This is a genomic window from Cellulomonas sp. P5_C5, assembly GCF_054049655.1.
In genome coordinates this window covers 63383-81608 of the sequence record NZ_JBFULY010000013.1, presented here as the reverse complement: position 1 = coordinate 81608, position 18226 = coordinate 63383, and the positions used below count along the sequence as shown (strand labels likewise).

The following is an 18226-nucleotide window of genomic DNA, read 5'->3' as shown; positions in this document are numbered from 1 at the left end:
CTGGGACTCCTGCAGGACATAACGACGTTGCGTCCCGGGAGTTTCCCGAAACGGCTCAGCCCGCGGCGAACACCCCTGAGAGACTGCGCGGCATGATCGAACGGGTGCTGCCGGCGGGGGTGGAGGTGGCCGAGCACACCGGTCCCCCGCTGCCCGCCGCCCTGCACCCGTCCGAGGAGGCCGGGGTCGTGAACGCCGTGCCGGCCCGTCGCGCCGAGTACGCCGCCGTCCGCGGGTGCGCCCGCACCGCCCTGCGCCGGCTCGGCCTGGTGGACGCCGTCGTCCCCGCCGGGCCGGACCGCGCGCCGGTGTGGCCGGCGGGGATCGTCGGGAGCATGACGCACGTCGACGGGTACCGGGCGGCCGCCGTCGGTCGCAGCGAGACCTGGGCGGGTCTCGGGATCGACGCCGAGGAACGGGCGCCGCTGCCKCCCGGGGTCGCGGACCTGGTGCTGAGCCCGGACGAGCAGGCGGCCCTCGTCCGCACCGACCCGGCGCTGTGCCTCGACCGCGTGCTCTTCTCGGCCAAGGAGTCCGTGTACAAGGTCTGGTACCCCGTGACGCGGACGTGGCTCGGGTTCGAGGACGTCGAGGTCCGGCTCGGTGACGGCACGTTCGTGGCGCGGGTCGGCCTGCCCGGGCTCGGGACCGACGTGCTGCACGGTCGGTGGGCGGTCGGCGACGGTCTGGTGGTCACCGCGGTCGCGCTGGCTCGGGTCTGAGCGCTGCACCCGGCCGTCCTCGACCACGAGGACCTCCCGGGGCCGGCGCGAGCGTCGACCACGCGGGCGCTGTGCCTGCCCGAGAGCCCAGGACCCCAGAACTCGCCGAGCCGACCACGCTCGGCGGTGTCCTGGTCGGGCGGCTGGACGGTGTAGACGACGGGCACTCCCGCGTCGGCCGCACCCCGCCGGAGCCCGATGATCTGCGCGATCGCCGACTCGACAGGACCCTGCGGGACGAAGGCGTCGACGAAGTACGCCTGCATGTCGTGCACCAGCAGGGCGGCGCGGTCGAGGTCGACCCGCCAGTCGACCCGGCCGGCCGGGAGCTCGACGGCCGTCGGCACGGCGTACCGCTCGATGCGCGGGAGTGCCGTGGTCGTTCCTTCCGTCAGGCGCCGGCGACGGCGCCGTCGAGCACGGGCAGCAGACGCACGAGCGCCCACGTCTGGCTCAGCGGCGTCGGGTACGCCAGGGGTGAGGCAACGTCGTCGTCGACGACCGCGTAGTGGCCGTCCTCGACCGCCGGGACCTTCAGGAAGAGCGCGTCGGCCTCGAGGGCGTCGCGGCGGATCAGGCCCGCGTCACCGAACGGGTAGCCGACGAGCAGGACGTCGGCGTCGAGCAGGTCCATGTTCTCCTTGCTCACTGCGCTGTCGGTCTCGTTGAACTGGGACGCCGTCTCGGGCAGCGTGAAGCCCAGGTCGGTGAAGAAGCTGACGTCGCTGCCCGCCGTCGAGATGTAGGTGATCTGGTCGGGGTGGATGACGGCGTACGTGTAGCTCTTGCCCTCGAACTGCGGGTGTGCGGCGCGCGCGTCGGCGAACGCCTTCTGGACCCCCGCGATGACCGCGGCACCCTCTTCGGACAGGCCCAGCGCGTCGGCTGCGACGGTCGTGCGCTCGGCCCACGTCATCGCGGAGAGGCCGTCGTCCCCCTGGAACGACACGATGGGGGCGATCGTGGCCAGCTGGTCGTAGTCCTCGTCGAGGGTCCACCCGCTGGTCGCCAGGATGACGTCGGGCTCGGCCGCGGCGATCGCCGCGTAGTCGGTGCCGTCGGTCGAGTCGTAGAAGTCGACCTCGTCCTCGACGTCGGCCAGTGCGTCCTGCGTCCACGGGTCCGGCGGGTAGTCGCCGAACTTCGGCGCGGTGACGGGCACGATCCCGAGGGCGAGCGCGATGTCGAGGTCGACCGCGGAGACCACGGCGACGCGCTCGGGCTGCGCGGTGAGCTCGGTGGTGCCGAACGGGCTGTCCAGCGTGATCGGGTAGACGCCGTCCGCCGCGGTCGCGGCCGGCGGCTCCGGCGTGATCGCCGCGTCGCTGCAGGCGGCGAGGCCGGCGGCGAGAGCCATCGCGCCGACGGTGGCGAGCGCCCGGGTGAGTCGGGTGGTCATGAGTCGTCCTTCGCGTCGGTGCGGGCGGGACCCGCGAGGAGAGGACCGGCTGGAGCGTCCATGCGGCGTCCGGACGGTCGCGCTTGCGTCGCGACGACGAGTCCGGCGACCAGACCCACCGTCACCAGCACGGTGCGTGCGCCGCTGGCCGGGCGTGGTGCGGGCGGTGCCTGCGGGCGTGCGACGAGGACAGCCGTCATGCGTCGCTCCCCCTTCGTCGGATCCAGGTGCTGCCGGTACCGGCCAGGTCGCAGGGTGACCGGTACGACCGGATTGCGAAGATACTGTCCAGCACCTGCGTCGGGCTGCTCACACTCAGCGATCGAGGTCTCCCCTGCAGCGCTCGGCGTCGGTCACACTCGACGCTCGGGTCTCACCCATCGGGACGATCGATCCCGACGGGCCGGCGGACCGCGTCGACACGTGGCCGCCGGACGCCGGCCGGTACGCGGACCGTGGACGCGACGCACGCCGTGTGAATCCCCGCGGGGTCGAGCACAGCGCGCGCTCCGACGCGGAGTTCTGCCCGGTCGCGCTCTCGGCACCGACCCGCACCGCGAGGACCGTCCGGACGATCGCCCTGGACCTCGCCGCGCGCGCAGCGCTCCTGGCCAGCCACAGGGACCCACCGGCCACCGTCGAGGCGCTCCTGGCCGCCTGCCGCCGCCACCTCGGCCTCCCGCCGTCAGCGATGCACCCGGCGGCCTGAGCCGAGCCGGGGGGCTTCGTCGGCGGGGTGAACGACCCCGTGCCGGTGCGCCGGGACGGCCGTCGGCTGGACGTTCTGGACACCGCGCGGCGCACCGACTGACGGGCCGGACGGGGACGCGGCGCGATGACCGGCTACTCATCGGTAACCTCTCTCGTCGCGGCCCTCGACGGAGGCGTTGACGAGAGTGCGAGGCGGGCCTCTGACCTGCGGTTTCATCAGGGTGTGTCCGCGGGCTGGACGGATCGCCCCGCGAGCCTCACACTTGCGCCTGCCCCCCTGATGGTCCGGCCGCCGATGGCCGGGAAAGGACCCCCGGCCGTGCTGCGCACCGTCACCTCGCACCTGTCCTTGGACGTGCGCAACCCGCTCGAGATCCTGCTCTCCGTCGCCGTCGCGGACGKGGCGTACGACCGCTCCGAGATCCTGTCGGTGCGCCACGAGGACGGCCCTCTGGACGTCGCCGAGATCAAGATGGCGCACGGGGGTCGCATGCACCGCGTGCTGTCCCCCGCGGGCCGCCTGGTCGTCGACTACCAGGCCACCATCACCGGCCAGAGCGACCTGCCGGCCGTCGAGGACGTCGACCTCGTCGAGTACCGCCGGCCCAGCCGCTACGCCGACTCGGACCGCCTCCTGGCGTTCGCCCGGGACCAGTTCCGCGGCATCGAAGGGCCCGAGCTGCTCGACGCGGTCGTCGCGTGGGTCACCGGCCACGTCACCTACCTGTCGGGCTCGAGCCTGCCCACCGACGGCGCCACGGACACCCTCCTCAAGCGTCGCGGCGTGTGCCGTGACTTCGCGCACCTCGTCGTCGCCCTGCTGCGCGCCATGGACGTCCCCGCCCGTCTCGCCTCCGTCTACGCCCCCGGCCTCAAGCCGATGGACTTCCACGCGGTCGCGGAGGCCTACGTCGACGGCGCCTGGCACGTGGTCGACGCGACCCGGCTGGCCCCGCGCGAGTCGCTGGTCCGCATCGCCACCGGCCGCGACGCCACCGACACGGCGTTCCTGTCCTACTACGGCGGCCAGCTCTCGATCCGCGCGATGACCGTGACCGCAGCCGTGCACACGGTGCCCGCTGCGCTCCCGGCCGACGACGGCACGGGACTCGTCGCGCTGCGCTGACCGGACGGCTAGATCGTCAGCCCGACGAACGCGCCGACGGCGTACGTCACCGCCATCGCCACCGAGCCGCCGAGCACGTTGCGCACGACCGCCCGGTGCGGCTCGGCATCGCTGAACCGCGCCGCCACGAGGCCGGTCACGACGAGCGCGGCGACGACCGCGGCGAACGTGGCCGGCACCCGCGCGCTGCCCCACGGCGCCAGCACCACGAGCAGCGGCACCAGCCCACCGACGAGGAACGCGCCGAACGAGGCGACCGCGGCGTGCCACGGGTTGGTGAACTCCTCGGTGTCGGCGACGACGAGGGTCGGCAGGACACGTCCTCGCCGCACCGCCGACCGCTCGGCGTCGCGCTGGCTGCTCACCGACACGTACTCCCCTGCCGCCATCGACAGCGCCCCCGCCACGAGCGCGGCGATGCCGGCGACGGCGATGGTGCCGACCGCGGTGGCCGCTCCCGCGACGCCGAGCACGGTCGCCGCGACCGAGACGATGCCGTCGTTGGCGCCGAGCACCCCGGCGCGCAGCCAGTTCAGGCTGCGCAGCGTCGGTACGGGACGAAGGTCGTCCGTGGGGCGACGTGTCGGCAGGACGGTCATATCTCCACGTTAGGCACCCGCGGCACTTGTGTCATCGAAGCAAAGCCTGCCCTGACCTGCAGTGATGCAGGATTGCCTTGCCTCAGTCAGGCGCTCTCGCGCAGGTTGCGACGGCGCCCTTCGACCTCGACCAGCTCCGCGAACGCGGCCTGGTACGCGGCGGGGTCGGCCTCGGCGTCCATGCGCTGGAGGCGTCCGCGCAGGTCGGCGATGTGCCGCGTGAACCCGATCTCGACCAGCCGCAGGACGACGCCCTTGACGTAGCCCTCGAGCGACTCGGGCCGGTCCTCGGGCAGGGGCGCGACGGCGAGCTCGGTGACGAGGGGGCGGACAGGCTCGGCGGCCTCCTCGATGACGGCGCCGACCCACCCGGTCGAGCCGCCGGACGCCTGCAGGAGCGGACGCGCGGCAGTGAGACCGCCTGCCGCGCGGATGGCCTCGTGCACCGCTCGGTAGGCGGGCGCGCCGAACGCGTCGGACGGGAGCTCGTCGAAGTCGGCGGCCACCAGGTCGGGACGCTGGAGCACCACCTCGAGGGCGGTGCGCTCGATCTGCGCGACCGGGTCCCGCCGGTCCGGCACGGGCATCCGCTGGACGGGCACCGGAGTCGGTTCGGACGACGGGACGGGACGGTCCTGGCGGCCCGTCGCCTGCGGACGCGTCGACGCCCCCTGCACGGCCCGGCGCACGGAGTCCTGGTCGTCGATGCCGAGCCACCCCGACAGCAGCCGGGTGTACTCGGGGCGCAGCGCGGCGTCGCGGATGCCGGCGACGATCGGGGCGGCCGCGCGCAGGGCGCCGATCCGGCCCTCGGCGGTGCGCAGGTCGTAGGACGCGAGGGTCGAGCGAATGACGAACTCGTACAGCGGCGTCCGGCCCGCCACCAGCGCACGGACGGCGTCGGGGCCCTTGGCCTGGCGGAGCTCGCACGGGTCCATGCCCGACTTCTCGACGGCGACGAACGTCTGCGCCGAGAACGACTGGTCCTCCCCGAACGCCCGCAGCGCGGCCTTCTGACCGGCCGCGTCGCCGTCGAACGTGAAGATGATCTCGCCGCCGACCGAGGCGCCGGACGCCAGCTGGACGCCGCCCGAGGATCCCGAGTCGCCGATGAGCCGCCGCACGATGCGCGCGTGGTCGGAGCCGAACGCGGTGCCGCAGGTGGCCACGGCCGTGCCGACCCCCGACAGGTGCATGGCCATGACGTCGGTGTACCCCTCGACGACGACCACCCGCTTGTCGCGCTGCAGGTCCCGCTTGGCCAGGTCGATGCCGTAGAGCACCTGCGACTTCTTGTAGAGCGGGGTCTCGGGGGTGTTCAGGTACTTGGGGCCCTGGTCCTCGGCGAACAGGTGCCGTGCCCCGAAGCCGACGGTCTCCCCCGTCACCTCGCGGATCGGCCACACGAGCCGCCCGCGGAACCGGTCGTAGACCCCGCGCTGCCCCTGGCTGACCAACCCGGACAGCGTGAGCTCGGCCTCKGTGAACCCGCGGCCGCGCAGGTGCCGCATGAGCGAGTCCCAACCCTGCGGCGCGAACCCCACGCCGAAGTCCGCGGCGGCGGCCCGGTCGAAGCCCCGCTCGGCGAGGAACTGGCGGCCGGCGGCGGCGGCGGGGGTGCTGAGCTGCTCCCGGTAGAACTCCTCGGCCACCTTGTGGGCCTCGATCAGCCGACGGCGCTTGCCGGGCTCCTCGCCGGGACGGGGGGCGCCGCCCTCCTCGTACCGGAGCTGGAGCCCGACCTTGCCGGCCAGGTACTCGACCGCCTCGGAGAACCCGAGCCCGTCGACCTTCTGCACGAAGTCGATGACGTCGCCGCCCTCGCCGCAGCCGAAGCAGTGGTAGCGGCCGACCTGCGGGCGCACGTGGAAGGACGGGGAACGCTCGTCGTGGAAGGGGCACAGGCCCTTCATGGAGCCGACGCCCGCGGACCTCAGCGTGACGTGCTGGCCGACGATCTCCTCGATGTGGGCACGCTCGCGGACCGCTTCCACGTCCTCCCGCCGGATGCGTCCTGCCACGCGGAGAGTCTAGGCGTCGGCGCCCTCAGGACCGGACCGTTCTCAGACCAGGACGGGTGGTCCGCCATGCCGGGGCGGGTGAACCAGCCGGGCATGCAGCTCGGCGGCGGACACGTCGGTGAGCGAGGCCACCTGGTCGATCACGACGCGGAGCCGGGCGGCGTCGTTCGCGGCCTCCACCCAGTCGGCCGCGAACGGAGGCTCGAGGGCGATCGGGGCGCGCTCGGACAGCACGTGCACCAGGTCGACCAGCACCTCGCGCTGCCGGTGGTAGAGCGGTTCGAGCTCGCGCGGGGCCATCACGTAGGTGACGGCGAGGCCCTTGAGCACGAGGATCTCGGCCAGCGTGTCGTGCGGCACGATCAGGTCGGCCGCGTACCGGGTCAGCGGTCCGGGGCCGTACTGCTCGCGCGTGGCCAGCTGCGACGCCTTGGCGAACCGGCCGATGAGCTGGCTGGTGGAGTCCTTCAGCGACGCCAGCGCGGCGCGGGAGCCGTCGAACCCCGGACGCCACAGCCGCGCGGCCACCAGCCGGTCGATCGCGTCCTGCAGCCCCTCGGCGCTCACCGCGTCGCCGTACCAGGTCTGCACGGCCTCGACGACGCGGTCACGCTCGCCGGGGACGCCGAGCACCTCGAGGTCGAGGCGCCCACCGACGACCGCGTCCTCGACGTCGTGCACCGAGTAGGAGATGTCGTCGGCCAGGTCCATGACCTGCGCCTCGAGGCACTTGCGACCGCCGGGCGCCTGCTCGCGCAGCCACTCGAAGACCGGCAGGTCGTCCTCGTACACGCCGAACTTGTGCGTCGGCCTCCCGCTCGCGGCACTGACCGGGCCCTGCAGGTGCCGCCACGGGTACTTCACCGAGGCGTCGAGGCTGGCGCGCGTGAGGTTGAGCCCGACCGCGCGCCCGTCGGGGGCGACGACCTTGGGCTCCAGGCGGGTGAGCAGCCGCAGCGTCTGGGCGTTGCCCTCGAACCCGCCGATCCCCTTGGCCAGCTCGGCGAGCGCGCGCTCGCCGTTGTGCCCGAACGGCGGGTGGCCGAGGTCGTGCGCCAGGCACGCGGTGTCGACGATGTCGGGGTCGCAGCCCAGCGCCTTGCCGATCTCCCGGCCCACCTGCGCGACCTCGAGCGTGTGCGTCAGCCGGGTGCGCACGAAGTCGTCCGACGACGGCCCCAGCACCTGGGTCTTGGCCCCGAGGCGGCGCAGCGCCGAGGAGTGCACGAGCCGCGCGCGGTCCCGTTCGAACGCCGTCCGCTCGCGCGACTTGACCGGCTCGGGGACCCAGCGCGCCCGGTCGGCGTCGACGTACCCGTCGAGGTCGAGAGACTGGTCCAGTGCGGTCACGGGGCCAGCGTAACGATCAGGCCAACCGCCAGACCTGCACGCCCGGACCGTCACCCGGCAGCCGGAGGCGATCCGGATGCACCCCGAGGTCGCCGTCGCCGTAGAGGTTCTCCGGCGACGCGCCCGGAACCAGCAGGTGCCGCGGCAGGTCCGTGCCCTCCCAGGGCGCCCGGGCGACGAGCACGAGCACCCGCTCGTCGAGCGTCTCGCGCAGGTACGCGACCGCGTCCGGCGTCACGACGGCCCACCGCATCCCACCCTCGCGCAGCGCGCGGGAGCCGCGGCGTACCGCGATGAGCGACCGGTAGATCTCGAACGTGCCGGCGTCCCAGCGCGGTCCCCCGCCGGCGTCGATGTCGTCCCAGGGCATCGCGACGCGGGAGTGCTCCCCGTTGGTGCCGGTCAGCCCGCCCTCGTCACCGGCGAACATCGCCGGCGTCCCCGGGTAGGTGAACAGCAGGCCCGCGGCCAGCTCGACGCGCTCGCGCGTGCCGACGACGGTCCGCAGCCGGGCGGTGTCGTGCGAGCCGAGCATGTTCCACTGGTGGGTGGTCACGGCCCACGGCACCGTCGAGTCGAAGTCGCGCATCGTGTCGACCATGGACACCCCGTCGCGACGCGGGATCGGCACCGGCATCCCGAGGAAGCCGAGATCCAGGTCGGGGTCGACGAGCCACGTCCACACGGGCCGGGTGAACGCCGAGTAGTTCATGTTCGCGTGCCAGCCGCCCGCGGCCAGGTCCGTGCCGGCGTCGTGGAAGTGCTCGGAGACCAGCACCGCCTCCGGGTTGAGGGCGTGCATGGTCGACCGGATCGTGCGGGCCACCTGGAGCGTCAGGTCGTCGTCGGCGTACCGGCCGGTCATGTTGGCGACGTCGATGCGCCAGCCGTCCAGGGAGTACGGCTCGACGAGCCAGCGTCCGATCACGGAGTCGGGGCCCTCGACCATGCGGCCGGCGAGCGCCGGGGCGTTGTAGTTGAGCTTGGGCAGCGACGCGTGCTCGAGCCAGCCGACGTAGCCGGGCTCGTCGTCGGTCCAGTAGTAGAAGGACCCCTCCTCGCTCGACCGGTCGGCCAGGGCGCGGCCGAACCACTCGTGGCCCGCCCCCGTGTGGTTGGTCGTGAGGTCACCCAGGATCCGCATGCCGCGCCCGTGCACCGCGCGGCTCAGGGACGAGAGCGCCTCGTCGCCGCCCAGCAGCGGGTCGACGACGTCGAACGTGCTCGCGTCGTAGCGGTGGTTGGAGCGGCCCGGGAACACCGGGGTCAGGTAGAGGGTGTCGACGCCGAGGCGCTGCAGGTGGTCGAGCCGCTGCTCGACACCGGGCAGGTCGCCGCCGAAGTACTGCTGGGCGACGCCGGGACCGGACGCGATCGGCTCGTCGTCCCACGACGCCGGAAGGGCCCAGTCCGGGAGGGGGCCGGTCTGCCTCCCCGACCGCGCGAACCGGTCGGGGAACACCTGGTAGACGACGGACGTGTCCATCCAGGCAGGCGCGGGGTCGTGCACGGTCAGCCGGAAGTCGCCCGCGTCCGGCACGTCACGGGAGTGCAGCCCGCGACCGTTCAGCCAGCGGTAGCCGCCGGGCTCGTCGAGGAGCACGCGGTAGCCGGCGACCGGGTTGTGCACCGGGACCTCGCCGACGTACCAGCGGGCGTCGTCGTCGACCCGTTCGAGCCGCGTCGGCACCATCCGCGGCTCCGCGTCGCGCACCGTGCGCAACCAGACGGCCCGCTCGGTCCCCGACGCCGGTACCCGGATCCGCACCGGGACGACGTCGCCCAACCGCGGCGTGGCGCGCCGGACGTAGACCTCGGACCCGTCATGGTGCGGCTGGTCGAGGAGGTGGCGCGGCGCGCTCAACCCTTGACCGATCCTGCCGTGAGCCCCGAGACGATGTACTTCTGCAGGAAGAGGAAGAGCAGGACCACCGGGATGGCGGCCAGCACGGCGCCCGCCGCGAACAGGCCCCAGCGGGCATTGCGCTCGTCGGCCGCCCAGAAGTACAGGCCGACGGCGAGCGTGAACTCGTCGGGCCGCTGCAGCACGACCTTGGCGATGACGAACTCACCGAACGTGCCGATGAACGACAGCAGCCCGACGACGGCGAGGATGGGCGCGACGAGGCGCAGGATGATCGTCCAGAAGATCTGCGCGTGCGAGGCGCCGTCGATCTTGGCCGCCTCGTCGAGCTCGCGCGGAACGGTGTTGAAGAACCCGTACATGAGGAACGTGTTCACGCCCAGCGCGCCGCCGAGGTAGACCGCGATGAGGCCGAGCCGGCTGTTCAGGCCGAGCATCGGGAACACGTCACCGAGGGAGAGCAGCACCAGGAAGATCGCCACGAACGCGAGCATCTGCGGGAACATCTGCACGATCAGCAGCGCCGTCAGACTGCCCTGCCGCCCCTGGAACCGGAACCGCGAGAAGGCGTAGGCCGCCGCGCCACCCATGAGCACGGTGCCGAGCGAGGTCACCGTGCAGATGACGATCGAGTTGGCGAACCACTGGGGGTAGTTGCCCTCGAGCAGCTCGTTGTAGTTGGCGAGGTCAATCGTGCGGAACAGCTGGTTCGAGCCGGTCAGCGTGCCGCCCGGGTTCAGCGACGCGGACAGCACGTAGATGAGCGGAAAGACGCAGAGCACGATCGTCACGATGCCGACGACGTGCCGCCACCCGATCTCGATCCACCAGCGGCGCCCACGGGGTGCGGTGTCGCGCTCCAGAACGGTGCTCCGTGGCTCGCGGTCCACGACGGTGCTGGCCATCTCAGATCTCCTCGAGCTTGCGGGTCTGGCGGAAGCCGACGTAGCTGATCAGGCCGACCACGATGAAGATGAGGATCGACAGGGCGCTCGCCAGGCCGTACTGCTTGTTCCCGCTCTCGAAGGCCACGGAGTAGACCATCGTGATGAGGATGTCCGTGTGGCCCACCACGACAGGGGTCCCCACGAAGTTCGGGCCTCCGCCGGTCAGCATGTAGATCAGCGTGAAGTTGTTGAAGTTGAACGCGAACGACGCGATCAGCAGCGGAGCCACCGAGATCATCAGCAGGGGCAGCGTCATGGCCCGGAAGATCCGCCACGCCCCCGCACCGTCGATCTTCGCGGCCTCGATGGTGTCCGCCGGGATCGCCTGCAGCGCGCCGGTGCAGACGATGAACATGTACGGGAAGCCGAGCCAGAGGTTGACGCCCAGGATCGACAGCTTGGCCAGCCACKGGTTGGTGAGCCAGCCGATGTCGGCACCGCCCAGCAGAACCTCGTTGATGAACCCGAACCGCGGGTTGAGCAGGCCCTTCCAGACGAGCGCGGACAGGAACCCCGGGAACGCGTACGGGAGGATCAGCAGCGACCGGTAGAGCTTGCGGCCGCGGATCCGCGGGTCGTTGAACACGATCGCGAGGAACAGCCCGACCGCGAACGTGGTGAGCACCGAGAGGAACGCGAAGGCGAACGTCCACGCGGTGATCTGCGCGAACGGTCCCGCCAGCCGGGAGTCGGTGAAGACCCGCGTGAAGTTGTCGAGTCCGACCCCGACGCGCCAGCCGGGGGTGAGGACGTCGCCGTCCTCCGACACGAAGTTGCCGGACTCGGACGGGGTGTACGTCTCGCCCGTGGCCGAGTCGGTGAAGGTGTCGGTCGCGTCGTCGTACACGAGCGTCGACTGGTAGACGTAGCCGGTCGAGCCGTCCTGCGTGCGGACCGACCCTTCCGACGGGTCGTCGGAGAACGGGACCCGCAGCTCGGTGATCGCCGCCTGCTGCTCGGCGATCTGGGCGAAGCCCAGCACCTCCCAGCCGGGGACGGCGGTGACGCGCTCACCCTCGACGGTGGCGTCGTCGGCCGCGGTGAACGGTTCCTCGGCGGTGCCGACCTCGGCCTCGCCGTCCTGCACGACCGCGAACCCGAGCTCGCCGTCGCGCTGCACGACGGTCAGCGGGAGCGTGGGTGACCCCTCGACACGCGTCTCGTTCTGGATCGAGATGGCCTCGATCGCGTCGGACTTCGTGGAGTTGTGCCCGTCGCCGTAGTTGGTGAACGCCACGTAGCCCGTGTAGGCCATGACGAACAGCTGGTAGACGAGGAGGAACAGCAGTCCGGGGATGAGGTACTTGCCCGGGACAGCGCGCTTGGAGAAGTAGATCCAGTTGACGGCCACGAGGGCCAGCACGAGGAACGCGAGGATCCCCCACGACTGGACCGCCAGGGCCGCGAGGACTCCGTACACGCCGAGCGCGTCGACGAGAGCGACGAGGATCAGCTTGACGACGAAGCCCGCCGAGAAGTTGCGGGCGTGGGAGCCGTCGCCGCGCGAGCGCCGAGGCGACCCGGGGCCGGGCGCCTCCGGAGGGGCAGGGGGCTCCAGGGTCTGCTGGTCGGTCATGCGAGTCCTCCGGGACGACGGTGTCAGCTTCGGGATCGCCGGGTAGGCACGGCGTGGGAGAAGGACGTCCCACCGGGCGGCTCTGCGCCGCCCGGCGGGACGTCCTCGACCGTCAGACCTTGTCGACGGCGTCCTGCACGTTGGCGACCATCGTGTTCCACGTGCTGACCGGCTCGGCCTGCCCGCTGATGATCTGCGCCTCGGTGGCACCCCAGAAGGCCMACACGGAGCTCATCGCGGGGATGGCCGGCATGGGGGCGCCGGTCGCGCCCGCCTCGCCGAAGCCCTTGAGGATCCCGTTGTCGACCTTCGCGGCCGACGCGGAGTTGGCCGGCATGCGGCCGCCCTCGGCGTACAGCGCGTCCTGCGCAGCCTCGGTCGACAGGAAGTTCACGACGAGCTCGTTGGCGAGCACCGGGTTCTTCGACTTCGCGGAGACGAACGCACCCTGGACGCCGACGAACGGCTGGGCCGGCTGGCCACCCGCGCTCGGGACGGGGAGCACGGCGATGTCCATGCCGGCCTCCTCGAACGCCGAGGTGTTCCACGGACCCGTGATCATGTACGGCGCCTGGCCGTCGAGGAACGCCTGCTTGGCCTTCTCGCCGTCGACCGCGAGGTCGAGGACGCCTTCCGTGCCGAGCTTCGCCAGGTAGGCAGCGAACGCGTCACCGGCGGGGCCACCCATCGCGAGGGTGTCCGTGTAGGAGCCGTCCGCGGACTGCTCGAACACCGGGGCGCCGAACGAGGTCTGCAGCGGGTACAGGTGGTACGGGTCCGAGTCGGGGCCCTGCTGGACGAGCACCGAGAAGGGGGTGCCGGCGGTCTTGGCCTGGGCGACCAGGTCGTCGAACGTCGTCGCGGGGGTGTCGGCCAGCAGCGCGTTGTTGCGGACGAGCGCGATGTTCTCGATGGACAGCGGGGTCCCGTAGACCTTGCCGTCGTAGGTGACACCGGCGATGGCCGAGTCGGAGAAGTCGCCGGCCTTGTCGCCGAGCTCGAGGGGGGCGACGACGCCGTTGTTGACCCACTCGCCCAGGCCGTCGTGCGCCGAGATGATGACGTCGGGGCCCTCGCCGGTCGGGACCTGCGCGACGAAGTCCTTGCCGATGTCGCCGGAGGCCTTCTGGACGAGGTCGACCTCGATGCCCGTCTCCTCGGTGAACGTGGCGACGACCGGCTCCATCTCCTTGATGCGGGTGTCGTCGACCCACATCGTCAGGGTGCCGGTCGCACCGGCGCTCTCGCTCGGTGCGCTCGACGCGTCGTCGCCCGAGTCGTTCGAGCTCGAGCACGCGGTCAACGCCAGCGCAAGGCCGATCGTCGCCGCGACGACAGGGATGCTCCGTCGCATCGTCATCTCCAAAGTGGGGGTGTGTGCCGCGCGGCGGAACCCCACCGACGCTGGCCTGATTCGCCGAAGTTAGCGTCGTTGCCACAGCGCTTGCAAGTCGTTACGGTAACTTTCAGGCAACGGTTTCAGAGGACGTGCAGACGCGTCGCTGCGCCCACGACGAACCACCCATGAACGATTACGGACGAGGAGGTCCGGTGTCCCCTACGCTGCCGCCTGTGCGCACCCGACTGACGGATCTGGCCGAACAGGCCGGCGTCAGCACGGCAACGGTGTCTCGGGTCCTCAACGGCAAGCACGGCGTGTCGGCCCAGGCGCGGCAAGCCGTGCTGGCGGCCCTCGACGTGCTCGGGTACGAGCGACCCGAGAAGCTGCGCACCCGGTCCGCCGGCCTCGTCGGCCTCGTCGTGCCCGAGCTGTCGAACCCCGTGTTCCCCGCGTTCGCGCAGGTCATCGAGACGATGCTCACGGAGCGGGGGTACACGCCGCTGCTGTGCACGCAGTCCCCCGGCGGGACCACCGAGGACCAGTACGTCGAGATGCTGCTCGAGCACGCCGTCGACGGGATCGTCTTCGTGTCCGGCCTGCACGCCGACACCACCGCCAGCAAGGAGCGGTACCACCGCCTGCGCAGCCGCGGCATGCCGATCGTGCTGGTCAACGGCTTCGCCGAGKGGGTCGACGCGCCGTCGGTGTCGACCGACGACTCCGCGGCGCTGGACCTCGCGTTCCGGCACCTGGTCTCGCTCGGCCATCGCTCGATCGGCCTAGCCATCGGGCCGGAACGCTTCGTTCCCGCCGCCCGCAAACGGGTGGAGTTCGCGGTCAACCTGGAGCGCCACCTCGGTGTGACGGAGGCGGACGAGCACGTCGTGACGACGCTGTTCACCGTGGAGGGTGGCCAGGCGGCCGCGCTCGAGCTCATCGACTCCGGGCACACGGCGATCATCTGCGGGTCGGACCTCATGGCGCTCGGCGCCATCCGCGCGGCCCGCTCGCGCGGGCTGTCCGTGCCGGGCGACCTGTCGGTGGTCGGCTTCGACGACTCCCCGCTGATCGCGTTCACCGACCCGCCGCTGACCACCGTGCGTCAGCCGGTGCTGTCGATGGGGCACGCCGCGGTCTCGGCGCTCGTCGGCGAGATCAACGGCACTCCCGCGTCCCGGACCGAGCTGAAGTTCCACCCCGAGCTCATCGTCCGCGGCTCCACGGGCGCCGCACCCGTTCTGACCTCGGTCGCTGTGACCGCTGAGGCCCCCGCCGTACTCTGATCGGACCGTGAGTCCTCCGGGACCCCTGTTCGGCAACGGCGCCTCCCCCTTCTGACACCCCCCGAAGTGAGGCATGCCCGCATGACGACGATCGACACCCGACCTCTGCGCACCCTGGTGCACACCGCCGGCGCGCCTGACGGCGAGTGGTGGCGGGACGCCGTGATCTACCAGGTCTACCCGCGCTCGTTCGCCGACGCGTCGGGCGACGGGATCGGTGACCTGCCCGGCGTGACCTCACGCCTGGACCACCTGGCCGAGCTCGGCGTCGACGCCGTGTGGCTCTCGCCGTTCTACCGGTCCCCGCAGGCCGACGCCGGTTACGACGTGGCCGACTACCGCGACGTCGACCCGCTGTTCGGGACGCTCGCCGACTTCGACGAGATGCTCGACCGCGCGCACCGCCTCGGCCTGCGCGTGATCGTCGACCTGGTGCCCAACCACACCTCCGACGAGCACGTCTGGTTCCAGGCGGCGCTGGCAGCCGCACCCGGCTCGCCGGAGCGCGCCCGCTACCTGTTCCGCGAGGGCCGCGGGGTCGACGGGACCGAGCCGCCCAACAACTGGCAGTCCATCTTCGGCGGGCCGGCGTGGACCCGGACGACGGACCCCGACGGCACTCCCGGCGAGTGGTACCTGCACCTGTTCGACTCCCGCCAGCCCGACCTGGACTGGGAGCACCCCGACGTCCGGTCCGAGTTCGAGGACGTCCTGCGGTTCTGGCTCGACCGCGGCGTCGACGGCTTCCGCATCGACGTGGCGCACGGCATGGTCAAGGCCCCAGGGCTGCCCGACTGGGACGGCCACGTGTCCATGATCGACGGGTCCGACGACGTCGAGCCCACCGACACGGTCTCCGGGTCCGGCAACCAGGGTCCGATGTTCGACCAGGACGGCGTGCACGACATCTACCGCGCCTGGAACAAGGTCCTCGCCGAGTACCCCGGCGACCGCGCGCTCGTCGCCGAGGCCTGGGTGGAGCCGCTGTCCCGGCTGAGCCGCTACGTGCGCTCCGACGAGATGCACCAGGCCTTCAACTTCGCGTTCCTGGCGACGCACTGGGACGCCCCCGCGCTGCGCACGGTCGTCGAGGCCTCCTACCGCGCCTCGGACGCCGTGGGCGCCCCGACCACCTGGGTGCTCTCGAACCACGACGTGGTCCGGCACGCCTCGCGGCTCGGCCTGGCCGAGCCCGGCTCCCGGCCGAACGGCATCGGGCACGGCGACGAGCAGCCCGACGAGGTCCTCGGCCTGCGCCGCGCCCGTTGCGCGTCGCTGCTGATGCTCGGCCTGCCCGGGTCGGCGTACCTGTACCAGGGCGAGGAGCTCGGCCTGCCCGACCACACGTCGCTCGACGACGACCTGCGCCAGGACCCGGCGTTCTTCCGGACCGGCGGCGCGGAGCGCGGTCGCGACGGCTGCCGCGTGCCGCTGCCGTGGACCGCGGCCGACGAGGGCTTCGGCTTCTCGCCGACGGGTGTCACCTGGCTCCCCCAGCCGGCGGAGTGGGCCTCGTACGCCCTCGACGCCCAGCGCGGCGTCGCCGGGTCGACCTACGAGACCTACCGGTCGGCGCTCCAGCTGCGCCGCGARTCGGGCCTGGGCTCGGGCGGGATGGAGTGGCTGCACGGCCTCGGCGACGACGTCATCGCGTTCGTGAACCGGGACGTGCTGGTCGTCGCCAACCTCGGCTCCGAGCCCGTGGCGCTGCCCGCGGGCGCCGAGGTGCTGCTGGCCTCGATCGACCCGGCGGTCGCCTCCGACGGCTCGGTCCTGGTGCCGTCGGACGCGACGGTCTGGGCGCGCTACACGGTCTGATGCTCGGGATGAACGGCCCCGCCCTCACGGCGGGGCCGTTCGTCGTTCACGGTCGCGAGGACACGTCCCACGCCTGCGCCGAGCGCGGCGGCACGGTGACGGCGATCGTCCCGTCCCGGACCGTCGACTCCGCGCAGTCGTCGGTCGACAGCACGTCGCAGTAGGCGCCGTCGGCCAGGCTCGTCGCCAGGTCGGCGCGCAGCTCGTCGTCGCCGGCGTTGACGACGACGAACCCCCGGTCGCCGCGTCCGAACGCCACCGCGTCGTCGTCCGACCACACGTCGGCCCGGGGCGCGTCGCCGACGACGTTGCGCCAGCCGACCATGCCCGCGACCTGCGGCCAGCGGTGCTGGCAGACCCAGTCACCGTCCGGCTGGCAGGAGGCGCCGACCACGCGGCCGTCGGCGTCCTGCGGCGGTCCGGCGTCGCGGTCGGAGAACGCGTACCCGCTGTAGACCACGGGCGTCCCGTACGAGCCCGCGAGCATGAGCACGTTCGCCAGCGCGTACTGCTCGCCGTCGGCGTAGCTCAGCGTCGAGCCGTTGCGCTCGGTGTCGTGGTTGTCGACGAACACCACGGCCTGGTCGGACGGCACCCACGTCGAGGAGGTGCCCAGGTCGAGAGCGCGCCCCGGAGAGCCCGCCAGCACGCCCTGCAGCTCCTTGCCGTACGCGAACTCGTAGACCTTGCCGTTTCCGAGGTACTGGTCCGGCGTGATCGGCTCGCCGCTGCCGCGGATGACCTCCTGCGCGATGCCGGTCCCCTCCGGCAGGCCCGCCACGATCGCGGCGATGTCCTCGGGGGCCATGTGCTTGGCCGCGTCGATGCGGAAGCCGTCGACCCCGAGGGAGAGCAGGTCCTCCAGGTACGCGGTGATCGTCGACCGGACGTGCTCGGTCTCGGTGGCCAGGTCGGCGAGGTTCACCAGCTCGCAGGTCTGCACCTGGTCAGCGTCCTGGTAGCTGGCGATGTCGTCGTTCGCGGTCAGGCCGCAGTGGTGGAAGTCGGCGCCGGTCCAGATCCCCGGGTACTCGTAGTGCTCGTACGACGAGCCCGCCCAGCCGGTGCCGGGCGTGTCCATGCCGGTCATGTGGTTGACCACCGCGTCGGCCCACACGTCGACCCMGGCGTCGTGGCACGTCTGCACCATGGCCGCGTACTGCTCGCGGCTGCCCAGCCGCGACTCCACCCGGTAGCTCACTGGCTGGTAGGACGTCCACCACGCCTCCCCGGTGATGTGCTCCTGCGGCGGGCTGGTCAGCACCCACCCGTAGCCGTCGGGGCCCAGGGTCTCGGTGCACTCCGCGGCGATCGCGTCCCACGTCCACTGGAAGAGCTGGACGCCGACGTCCCGACGTTGCTCGGCGGCCGGGGGTTCCGGCGTGCCCGAGCAGGCGGCGAGGAGCATCAGCGCGCCCACCAGGGCGATCGCACGGGTGGGCAGGCGCGTCATCGTCACCATCCGGAG

Annotated in this window: 14 protein-coding genes; 5 read left to right on the top strand and 9 right to left on the bottom strand. The window is 72.1% G+C overall.

All coding sequences use genetic code 11. The features are described from left to right. Positions 1–92 precede the first annotated feature (92 nt). Positions 93–722, top strand: a complete 630-nt coding sequence (locus ACXJKF_RS12835) for a 4'-phosphopantetheinyl transferase family protein (RefSeq protein WP_456788100.1) — start codon at positions 93–95, stop codon at positions 720–722. Between the two features lie 391 nt (positions 723–1113). Here the strand turns inward: ACXJKF_RS12835 and ACXJKF_RS12830 are convergent, their stop codons facing one another. After that, entirely contained in the window at positions 1114–2121 is a 1008-nt protein-coding gene (locus ACXJKF_RS12830; RefSeq protein ID WP_456788099.1) for an ABC transporter substrate-binding protein, read from the bottom strand. A gap of 475 nt (positions 2122–2596) precedes the next feature. Between ACXJKF_RS12830 and ACXJKF_RS12825 the strand changes: the two genes are divergently transcribed. After that, positions 2597–2830, top strand: coding sequence for a hypothetical protein (locus ACXJKF_RS12825; RefSeq protein ID WP_456788098.1), 234 nt, complete (start codon positions 2597–2599; stop codon positions 2828–2830). A 321-nt stretch (positions 2831–3151) separates the two neighbouring features. Beyond that, positions 3152–3958 (top strand): transglutaminase-like domain-containing protein, encoded by an 807-nt coding sequence (locus tag ACXJKF_RS12820; protein ID WP_456788097.1) that lies wholly within the window; start codon positions 3152–3154, stop codon positions 3956–3958. A gap of 8 nt (positions 3959–3966) precedes the next feature. Here ACXJKF_RS12820 and ACXJKF_RS12815 read toward each other — a convergent pair whose 3' ends face one another. The 7 genes from ACXJKF_RS12815 to ACXJKF_RS12785 form a co-directional block, all read right to left on the bottom strand. Continuing rightward, a complete protein-coding gene (locus tag ACXJKF_RS12815) occupies positions 3967–4557 on the bottom strand; it encodes a VIT1/CCC1 transporter family protein (RefSeq protein WP_456788096.1) in 591 nt (196 codons plus the stop codon). An 86-nt stretch (positions 4558–4643) separates the two neighbouring features. Beyond that, positions 4644–6578: a DNA primase gene (dnaG, locus tag ACXJKF_RS12810; protein ID WP_456788095.1), complete on the bottom strand. Its 1935-nt coding sequence runs from the start codon at positions 6576–6578 to the stop codon at positions 4644–4646. A 42-nt stretch (positions 6579–6620) separates the two neighbouring features. Next, a complete protein-coding gene (locus ACXJKF_RS12805) occupies positions 6621–7928 on the bottom strand; it encodes a deoxyguanosinetriphosphate triphosphohydrolase (RefSeq protein ID WP_456788094.1) in 1308 nt (435 codons plus the stop codon). Positions 7929–7944: 16 nt separating this feature from the next. Further along, positions 7945–9792 carry a glycoside hydrolase family 13 protein gene (locus tag ACXJKF_RS12800; protein WP_456788093.1) on the bottom strand — a complete coding sequence of 616 codons (1848 nt, stop codon included), beginning with the start codon at positions 9790–9792 and terminating at the stop codon, positions 7945–7947. After that, positions 9789–10697, bottom strand: coding sequence for a sugar ABC transporter permease (locus ACXJKF_RS12795; RefSeq protein ID WP_456788092.1), 909 nt, complete (start codon positions 10695–10697; stop codon positions 9789–9791). The genes ACXJKF_RS12800 and ACXJKF_RS12795 overlap by 4 nt, the downstream gene beginning before the upstream one ends. A 1-nt stretch (position 10698) precedes the next feature. Beyond that, the gene (locus tag ACXJKF_RS12790; RefSeq protein ID WP_456788091.1) at positions 10699–12315 is read right to left on the bottom strand and encodes an ABC transporter permease subunit; all 1617 of its coding nucleotides are present in this window, start codon (positions 12313–12315) and stop codon (positions 10699–10701) included. Between the two features lie 112 nt (positions 12316–12427). Next, positions 12428–13675 (bottom strand): sugar ABC transporter substrate-binding protein, encoded by a 1248-nt coding sequence (locus ACXJKF_RS12785; RefSeq protein WP_456788090.1) that lies wholly within the window; start codon positions 13673–13675, stop codon positions 12428–12430. Positions 13676–13839: 164 nt separating this feature from the next. Between ACXJKF_RS12785 and ACXJKF_RS12780 the strand changes: the two genes are divergently transcribed. Beyond that, complete coding sequence (locus ACXJKF_RS12780) at positions 13840–14940, top strand: LacI family DNA-binding transcriptional regulator (protein WP_456788089.1); 1101 nt, start codon at positions 13840–13842, stop codon at positions 14938–14940. Positions 14941–15021: 81 nt separating this feature from the next. Further along, positions 15022–16758: a glycoside hydrolase family 13 protein gene (locus ACXJKF_RS12775; RefSeq protein WP_456788088.1), complete on the top strand. Its 1737-nt coding sequence runs from the start codon at positions 15022–15024 to the stop codon at positions 16756–16758. A gap of 46 nt (positions 16759–16804) precedes the next feature. Here ACXJKF_RS12775 and ACXJKF_RS12770 read toward each other — a convergent pair whose 3' ends face one another. Further along, positions 16805–18211, bottom strand: a complete 1407-nt coding sequence (locus tag ACXJKF_RS12770) for an alpha-amylase (RefSeq protein WP_456788087.1) — start codon at positions 18209–18211, stop codon at positions 16805–16807. Positions 18212–18226 lie beyond the last annotated feature (15 nt).

Bases quoted from the DNA above. Each gene is read 5' to 3' on its own strand.
- ACXJKF_RS12830 (WP_456788099.1), bottom strand. From the start codon at position 2,121: ATGACCACCCGACTCACCCGGGCGCTCGCCACCGTCGGCGCGATGGCT.
- ACXJKF_RS12815 (WP_456788096.1), bottom strand. From the start codon at position 4,557: ATGACCGTCCTGCCGACACGTCGCCCCACGGACGACCTTCGTCCCGTA.
- ACXJKF_RS12795 (WP_456788092.1), bottom strand. From the start codon at position 10,697: ATGGCCAGCACCGTCGTGGACCGCGAGCCACGGAGCACCGTTCTGGAG.